The following is a 1,541-nucleotide window of genomic DNA, read 5'->3' as shown; positions in this document are numbered from 1 at the left end:
CATCTATGGATCTGGGTTTCAGATCTGTATCGAAACCCGGAAAAGTTGAAGGATTATTTGGATCCTCAAAAAAGTATGCACATCTGGCAAATGTATTGGCGCTGTCCGAATTAAGTATCAAAGGTCTTAGTTGCTGAGAATCACCTACCGGAAATGTAAAGCTTTGTTGTTCTGTGATCGTGGCATAGCCATCAATTTTAGAACCGTCTCCCGAGCCTACATAAAAGGCATCCTGCATAAAATTGTAATAAATATCCACCGAATTACGGGGTGTACTAAAGTCGCCCACCACAAAATTGGTATTGTTTATTACATTCAGGGAAGTGTTGAGTTGCACCCCACTGTCATTCGCAATTTCCGTGTCGAAAAATACGGGTGCAAAAGCCCCGCTAACAGAGATCAGGGAATTGCCATAAAAGCCTGCCAGGCCAAGATTTTCATCGAAAGAGGCATTATTGATAAGGTTGGTATGAAAACCCAGCTGCCCGTCCTGGTGAATACGTATGTTCCCACTGTTGTAAAGGGCGGTTTGGGCTTGTGCAAAAAGCATACCCGTTAAAAAGACTATTGTAATGACTTTTTTCAATTACTTTTCTTTGATTGCATTTTTAATGGCCTCCAATTCCTTTTTAAGCGACTCAAGCTCCTCTAGGATAGCCTGGTTTTTCGTTTCAAGCTGATTGATTTTCTTTTCCTGATTGATAGTGTGCAAAAACAGTTCTTCAATTTTTTCGAGGTTTTGCAGGTTTGATTTACTTAAATTCCAAAACCCATCTTTTTGTACTTCTTTGGCTGATTTTATTCCGGGTAAGTGATGGTTTTTCTTTATGAAGGCCTCAATTTCATCAAGACTGGAAAAATTATAACTCTTTTTTAAATCAGAGTAGTCTAAAAAGTATTTTTGAAAGACATAGTCAGGGTGTAAAAATCCAGAGGTGACCGTTGATATAGAACCTCCTACTAATAGATTTCCTGTAGTTGTAATAGCAGCCCCATCTATATTACCTGTAGTTGTAATATTTTGAGTCCCAAAATCTGGATTTATTTTTATGCCATCGATGGCAGCAGCATTGTTAATATCTTCATTTAATATGGTTCCATTAAGTATTTCTGTTGTAGTCACTGCATCATCATCCAGCGCTGAATTGGTTACTGCGTTTTGCTGTAATTCACCTTGACCTATAGCATTAATCCCAATATCTCCTTGTGAAATAGTATTGGGCACAATCACGCCAGATGCTCCCCCGCTAATTTGGAAATTAGATTCATCAACATCAATGTCAATTTCTTGATTGGGGCCATCTTGCGTTATAATTACTTTATTGGACCCTGCATTAATGCTTCTGAATTCAAGGTCAACTCCTGTTTTTTGAATGAATGTGGCCACACCACCTGTTCCTTGGTTTGAAGCTGTATTAACTTCTCCAGATCCACCACTGGCCAAAGCAGCATCAATTCCTGTCAAATGAGCTTCCACATCTGGAGTGGCTGCCACATAGTTTGTTGGAGTAGCAGCTACAGGGACTTGTACAGCAGTCTGA

Annotated in this window: 2 pseudogenes; both read right to left on the bottom strand. The window is 39.5% G+C overall.

Annotation, left to right across the window (positions count from 1 at the left end):
• A pseudogene (locus WBN20_RS13705) lies at window positions 1–586 on the bottom strand (gliding motility-associated C-terminal domain-containing protein); the annotation flags it as partial.
• Window positions 587–1,541, bottom strand: a pseudogene (locus WBN20_RS13700) (hypothetical protein); the annotation flags it as partial.

Source organism: Eudoraea sp. (assembly GCF_049665975.1).
Classification (GTDB): Bacteria; Bacteroidota; Bacteroidia; order Flavobacteriales; family Flavobacteriaceae; genus Eudoraea.
Note: the sequence above shows the minus strand (reverse complement) of the source record. Positions and strands in the feature narration are given on the sequence as shown.